The sequence below is a fragment of the Methylobacterium sp. WL6 genome (genome assembly GCF_008040095.1).
Lineage (GTDB): Bacteria > Pseudomonadota > Alphaproteobacteria > Rhizobiales > Beijerinckiaceae > Methylobacterium.
The window spans coordinates 1-6,298 of record NZ_VRVH01000261.1 but is presented as its reverse complement, the minus strand read 5'-3'; the positions used below and the strand labels follow the sequence as shown (position 1 = coordinate 6,298).

8 protein-coding genes are annotated in these 6,298 nt (G+C 72.3%); all 8 read left to right on the top strand.

The annotated features are described in order from the left end of the window. Positions 1-69: 69 nt before the first annotated feature. Positions 70-900 (top strand): adenine nucleotide alpha hydrolase, encoded by an 831-nt coding sequence (locus FV230_RS22775; protein WP_147844025.1) that lies wholly within the window; start codon positions 70-72, stop codon positions 898-900. Then, on the top strand, positions 897-1,577 hold the full coding sequence (gene larB, locus FV230_RS22770; protein ID WP_147844024.1) for a nickel pincer cofactor biosynthesis protein LarB: 681 nt from the start codon (positions 897-899) through the stop codon (positions 1,575-1,577). Before FV230_RS22775 ends, larB begins: the two co-directional genes overlap by 4 nt. Positions 1,578-1,609: 32 nt before the next feature. Continuing rightward, positions 1,610-2,731, top strand: a complete 1,122-nt coding sequence (locus tag FV230_RS22765; RefSeq protein ID WP_147844023.1) for an aldo/keto reductase — start codon at positions 1,610-1,612, stop codon at positions 2,729-2,731. An 82-nt stretch (positions 2,732-2,813) separates the two neighbouring features. Beyond that, positions 2,814-3,416: a HupE/UreJ family protein gene (locus FV230_RS22760; RefSeq protein WP_147844022.1), complete on the top strand. Its 603-nt coding sequence runs from the start codon at positions 2,814-2,816 to the stop codon at positions 3,414-3,416. Between the two features lie 187 nt (positions 3,417-3,603). After that, positions 3,604-4,155 carry an iron transporter gene (locus FV230_RS22755; protein ID WP_147844021.1) on the top strand — a complete coding sequence of 184 codons (552 nt, stop codon included), beginning with the start codon at positions 3,604-3,606 and terminating at the stop codon, positions 4,153-4,155. Positions 4,156-4,157: 2 nt separating this feature from the next. Then, positions 4,158-4,523, top strand: a complete 366-nt coding sequence (locus FV230_RS22750; protein WP_147844020.1) for a cupredoxin domain-containing protein — start codon at positions 4,158-4,160, stop codon at positions 4,521-4,523. 3 nt (positions 4,524-4,526) lie between these two features. Further along, a complete protein-coding gene (locus FV230_RS22745; protein WP_147844019.1) occupies positions 4,527-5,930 on the top strand; it encodes a 4Fe-4S binding protein in 1,404 nt (467 codons plus the stop codon). A 40-nt stretch (positions 5,931-5,970) separates the two neighbouring features. Next, the coding region (locus tag FV230_RS22740; protein ID WP_187275591.1) for an FTR1 family protein at positions 5,971-6,298 on the top strand (328 nt) is incomplete at its 3' end.

Below are 6,298 nucleotides of genomic sequence, written 5' to 3'. Positions count from 1 at the left end.
CCACGCCGCCCGGGCCGCCCTGCGCCGCGAGGCCGAGCGGATCGCCCTCGAGAGGCCGGAGCCGACGTCGTGAGCGCCCTTCCCACCCGGCTCGAGGCCGTCCTGCGCGAGATCGGGTCCGTCGCCGTGGCGGTGAGCGGCGGCGTCGACAGCCTGACGCTGGCGGCGCTCGCCCATCGCGTGCTCGGCGCCGACGCCGCGCTGATGGTGCATGCCGCCTCCCCCGCCGTGCCGGCGGAAGCCACCGCCCGCGTCCGCGCCGAGGCGGCGCGCGCCGGCTGGAGCCTGCGGGTGATCGAGGCCGGCGAGTTCTCCGATCCGGCCTATCGCGCCAACCCGGTGAACCGCTGCTTCTTCTGCAAGACCAATCTCTACGGCGCGATCCGCGGCGTCACCGACCGGCCGATGGCCTCGGGCGCCAACCTCGACGACCTCGGCGAGTACCGGCCCGGCCTCGACGCCGCGGCCGGCTACGGCGTCCGCCACCCCTACGTCGAGGCCGGCCTCGACAAGGCGGCGGTGCGGCGGCTGAGCCGCGATCTCGGCCTCGGCGCGGTGGCCGAGCTGCCCTCCGCCCCCTGCCTGTCGAGCCGGGTCGAGACCGGCATCCGCATCGAGCCGGAGGTGCTGGCCTTCATCCACGCGGTCGAGCGCCGCGTCGGGGCCGCGCTGGCGACCCGGGCGGAGCCGGGCCGCGCCGTGCGCTGCCGCGTGCGCGCCGCGGGGATCGTCGTCGAGCTCGATCCGGCGAGCCTCGCGGCGCTCGATGCCGGCGGCCGGGACGCGCTCGAAGGCTGGATCGCGGCGCAGGCACCGGGACGCCTCGCCGCGAACGCGATCCGCTTCGAGCCCTACCGCACCGGCAGCGCCTTTCTCGTCGGCGGCGGGGCCCGGGCATGAGCGTTTCCGACGAGTTCACCCTGGATTTCGCCCGCGCCGACCGGATCGGCGTCGAGGAGGCGGTGTTCTGCGCCGGCAAGTCCGCCGCGCAGATCGACGCGATCCTCGCTGCCGCGGCCGAGCGGGAGGCGCGCTTCCTCCTGACCCGCCTCGACGCGGACAAGCACGCCGCCCTGCAGGCGGCCCACCGCGCGGCGCTGGATTACTGCCCGGTCTCGCGCACCGCCGTCTTCGGTGCTGCCCGTCCGGTCGAGGGGCCGGCCCGCATCGCTGTGGTCGCGGCCGGCACCTCCGACGTGCCGGTCGCCCGCGAGGCGCTGCGGACGCTGGCCTACCAGGGTTGCGCGGCGACCCTCGTCGCCGATGTCGGCGTCGCCGGCCTGTGGCGGCTGACCCGGCGCCTCGACGAGATCCGCGCGCACCCGGTGGTGATCTGCGTCGCCGGCATGGACGCGGCGCTGCCCAGCGTGCTCGGCGGCCTCGTCGCCGGCGCGGTGATCGGCGTGCCGACCTCGGTCGGCTACGGCGTCGCCGAGGGCGGCCGCACGGCGCTCGACGCGATGCTCGCGAGCTGCGCCCCCGGCCTCGCGGTCGTCAACATCGACAACGGCTACGGCGCGGCCTGCGCCGCCCTGCGCCTGCTCCACACCGCCGAACGCCTCCGGGCGGCCGGCTGAACCGATCCGTCGCCCGAACTCAGGAGAATCCCATGGAACGCCGCAGCTTCCTTCAGAGCGCCGTCGTCGGCGCGGGCCTCGCCGCAGCCGGCGGCAGCACCGCCACCGCCACCGCGGCCGTCGACCCGACGGCCCTGCCCGGCAACCGGCCGTCCGATCCCGCGAGCCTCCCCCTCGTCACCGATCCGGGCGAGCGCCGCGGCGAGATGCTCTATCGCGCCTTCGGGCGCCATTCCGACAAGATCTCGGCCATCGGCATGGGCGGGTTCCACCTCGGCAAGAGCGCGGTGACGGACGACGAGGCGACGCGGCTGATCCACCAGGGGATCGAGCGCGGCATCACCTTCATGGACAATTGCTGGGACTACAACGAGGGCCGCTCCGAGCTGCGCATGGGCGCGGCGCTGCAGGAAGGCAGCCGGCGCGACAAGGTGTTCCTGATGTCCAAGATGGACGGGCGCACCAAGGAGGAGGCGATGAAGCAGATCGATGCCTCGCTGCACCGCCTGCGCACCGACCGGATCGACCTCGTCCAGCACCACGAGATCCTGCGCTACGACGACCCGGACCGGGTCTTCGCCGAGGGCGGCGCGATGGAGGCCTTCGTCGAGGCGAAGAAGGCGGGCAAGCTGCGCTACATCGGCTTCACCGGGCACAAGGACCCGCGCATCCATCTGCAGATGCTGGAGGTCGCCCACGAGCGCGGGTTCCAGTTCGATTCGGTGCAGATGCCGCTCAACGTCATGGACGCGCATTTCCGCTCGTTCGGCCACCTCGTCCTGCCCTACCTCGTGCAGAACGGCATCGCCGCGCTCGGCATGAAGACCTTCGGCGACGGCGTCATCCTGAAGAGCGACGCGCCGATCAAGCCGATCGAGTACCTGCATTTCGGCCTCAACCTGCCGGTCTCGGTGCTGATCACCGGCATCCAGAGCCAGCGCGACCTCGACCAGGCATTCGAGGCGGTGAAGACCTTCCGGCCGATGGACAAGGCGGCGGTCGCCGAGCTGCTCGGGCGCAGCCGCCCCTACGCGCTCGAAGGCAAGTACGAGCTGTTCAAGACCAGCGCGACCTTCGACGGCACCGCCAAGAACGCGGCGTGGCTCGGGGAGGACGTCCCGGGGGTGAAGACCCTCGCCCCGACGATGGAGTGATTTTTGCCAGGGTGTCGGTGACCCCTGGCGCCCGCCGCCCATCCATCCGATGATCGACCCGACCAGACCGTCAGGACACCCCATGAAGCGTCTCGCCGCCCTCGCTCTTCCCGCCCTCGTCCTGCTGCCGCAGGCGGCGCTCGCCCATCCCGGCCACGGCGAGGCCGCGGGCCTCGTCCACGGCTTCCTGCACCCGGTGAGCGGAGCCGACCACGTCCTCGCCATGGTCGCGGTCGGGCTGCTGGCGGCCCTGCGCGGCGGCCGGGCCCTGTGGGCGCTGCCCGCGGCCTTCCTGGCGCTGATGGCGGCGGGCGCCGGGCTCGGCATGGCGGGCGTCGAGGTCTCCGGCCTCGGCCTGCCGGTGGCCGAGACCGGGATCGCCCTGTCGGTGGTCGCCTTCGGCCTCGCGGCCGCGTTCGGCCTCCGGCTTCCGGTCGCCGCGCTCGGCGCCCTCGTCGGCGGCTTTGCCGCGTTCCACGGCTACGCCCACGGCGCGGAGATGCCCGAGACCGCCTCCGGCCTCGTCTACGGCCTCGGGTTCCTCGCCGGCACCGCCCTGCTCCACGCCGCCGGCCTCGGCCTCGGCCTGGCGATCGCGGCCGGCACCCGCCGTACGGTCATGGCTCCCATGCTCGGCGGCGCGGTGGTCGCCTTCGGCGTCGTGCTGCTCGCAGGGCATTTCTAAGTCGAGACCTCCGGCGGGGCAGGCACCCGCCGGAAATCGAGCTTCCGAGATCTGTGATTCATCTTTCAATCCGGCTGATTTTCACCAACCTGGACTTTATAGTTCCCAGTTTGGAACGATTATGATTTGAGCATGTGACGAACAAGCCTCTTCCAATTTCAGCGCGGCCGGGTATGCGATGCATCCCATGCGCGCGCTCCGTCTCACCCTCCCCCTGCTCGCCGGCCTGGCCGGCCTCACCGCCTCCGCGGTCGCCAAGGAGATCCCCGTCGGGCCCCACGTGACCCAGAACGGTCTCGAGGTCGCGGCGGTGTACCTGCAGCCGATCGAGATGGACCCGCCCGACATGATGCGCGCGGCGGCACAGTCCGACCTGCACCTCGAGGCCGACATCCGCGCCGCCAAGGACAACCGCAACGGCTTCGCCGAGGGCGACTTCGTGCCGTCGCTGACCGTGACCTTCGAGGTGGTGAAGCTCGACGGCGACAAGCCCACCGACCAGAAGGTCTCGGGGCCGCTGATGGGCATGGTCGCCAACGACGGCCCGCATTACGGCGACAACGTCAAGCTGTTCGGGCCGGGCCGCTACCGCCTCAAGCTCACCGTGGCGCCCCCCGGCCCGCACGCCCATTTCGGCCGCCACGTCGACAAGGAGACCGGGGTGGCCGAGTGGTTCAAGCCGTTCGACATCACCCAGGACTTCACTTTCGCCGGCATCGGCAAGAAGGGCGCGTACTGAGGATGCGGGCCGCGACCGGTCTTCCCGCCCGCTGGGCGCTGCTCGCCCTCGCACCGCTTCTCCTGGCGCCTCGGGCCGCGCGCGCCGACGACATGCCGGTGATCAAGGTCGAGATGAAGGACGGCGTGATCCTGCCCGCGATCATCGAGGTTCCGGCCAAGACCCGCTTCAAGCTGGAGATCTCGAACACCGGCACCTCGCCGGTGGAGTTCGAGAGCCTCGAGCTGAAGCGCGAGAAGGCGCTCGCCGCCGGCTCGACCTCGTCGATCATCTTCCGCACCCTCGATCCTGGCAGCTACGACGTCTTCGACGACTTCCATCCGGAGGCGAAGGCGACGCTGGTGGCCAAGGACTCGGTGGCGAAGTAGCCGGTGGCCGGCGCGACCCTCAGCCCCGGCCGGGAGGCCTGGATCGACGGACGCCTCGCCGACTTCGGCGACTGGCTCCGCCGGCACGGCGGCGTGCTGCGCACCATCCAGTGGGCGGTGGTCGGCATCTACGTCGTGCTCGTGGCCGTGCCTGCCTTCCTGCCGCTGCCCGACCGCGGCGCCCATCTCTGGTCGAACCTGACGCTGGCGGCGCAATTCGCGTTCTGGGGCATCTGGTGGCCGTTCGTGCTGCTCAGCATGGTCATCGCCGGGCGCGCCTGGTGCGGGGTGCTGTGCCCCGAAGGCACGCTCACCGAGTTCGCCAGCCGGTGGAGCCTCGGCCGCGCCGTGCCGCGCTGGATCACCTGGGGCGGGTGGCCGTTCCTGGCGTTCGCCGGCACCACGGTCTACGGCCAGATGGTCAGCGTCTACGGCTACCCGAAGCCGGTGCTCGCCGTGCTCGGCGGCTCGACCGTGGCGGCGATCCTCGTCGGCGCCGTGTACGGGCGCAACAAGCGGGTGTGGTGCCGCTACCTCTGCCCGGTCAACGGCGTGTTCGCGGTGCTCTCCAAGCTCGCGCCGGTGAGCTTCCAGGTCGACGGCGCCGCCTGGAGCGCCTCGCCGAAGCCGAAGCCGGGGCAAGGCTTCAACTGCGCGCCCCTCGTGGCGGTGAAGACCATGCGCGGCTCGGGCGCCTGCCACATGTGCGGGCGCTGCAGCGGCTATCGCGGCGCCGTGCGGCTGGCCCGCCGCTCGCCCAACCACGAGATCGTGCACGTGGCCGGCGACGAGCCCTCCCTCGACCAGACCGTGCTGATCCTGTTCGGCATGATGGGCCTCGCCGTCGGCGCGTTCCAGTGGTCGTCGAGCCCCTGGTACATCGACGGCAAGCAGTGGCTCGCCACCTGGCTGATCGAGCGCGGCGTCACCTGGCCGCTGGAGACCTCGGCGCCGTGGTTCGTGCTGACGAACTACCCCGAGCACAACGACGTGCTCACCCTCCTCGACGGCGCGATGCTGCTCGCCTACATCGCCGCCGCCTGCCTCGGCATCGGGCTCGCGCTGACCGGCCTGGTCGCGCTCGCGACCCGCGCGGGCGGGCCGTGGTCCACCGCCCGCTTCCACCACCTGACGCAGGCGCTGATCCCGATCGCCGGCTGCGGCGTCTTCCTCGGCCTCTCGGCGCTCACGGTCACCTTCCTGCGCGGCGAGGGCTTCGTCCTGCCCTACGTCGACGAGGTCCGCGCCGGCCTCCTCGGCGGGGCCAGCCTGTGGAGCCTCTGGCTGGCCTGGCGGATCGCCGGCCTGTCGGCCGGCGGCCCGCGCCGGGTCGCCACCACCCTGTGCATCGGTGCCGCCGCGGGCCTCGCGGTGGCGAACTGGGCGCTTCTGTTCTGGATCTGGTAGCGCGCGAGCGCCCCATCAACGCGAAAGCCGGGATATCCGCATGATCGGAGCCTTCGTCATCGCCTTCCGCGAGGTCATCGAGGCGGGCCTCATCATCTCGATCGTGCTGGCGGCCACCCGCGGCATTCCCGGGCGCGGCCGCTGGGTCGCGCTCGGCATCGTCGGGGGCCTGGCCGGCGCCGCCCTCGTCGCGCTGTTCGCCGAGAAGATCTCGGACGCGTTCGAGGGCGCGGGGCAGGACCTGCTCAACGCCGCCGTGCTCATCGTCGCCGTGCTGATGCTGGTCTGGCACAACACCTGGATGGCGGCCCACGGGCGCGAGCTCGCGGGCGAGCTGCGGGCGGCGGGCGAGGCCGTCCGCTCCGGGC

Bases quoted from the DNA above. Each gene is read 5' to 3' on its own strand.
- FV230_RS22750 (WP_147844020.1), top strand. From the start codon at position 4,158: ATGCGGGCCGCGACCGGTCTTCCCGCCCGCTGGGCGCTGCTCGCCCTC.
- FV230_RS22765 (WP_147844023.1), top strand. From the start codon at position 1,610: ATGGAACGCCGCAGCTTCCTTCAGAGCGCCGTCGTCGGCGCGGGCCTC.
- FV230_RS22760 (WP_147844022.1), top strand. From the start codon at position 2,814: ATGAAGCGTCTCGCCGCCCTCGCTCTTCCCGCCCTCGTCCTGCTGCCG.
- larB (WP_147844024.1), top strand. From the start codon at position 897: ATGAGCGTTTCCGACGAGTTCACCCTGGATTTCGCCCGCGCCGACCGG.
- FV230_RS22755 (WP_147844021.1), top strand. From the start codon at position 3,604: ATGCGCGCGCTCCGTCTCACCCTCCCCCTGCTCGCCGGCCTGGCCGGC.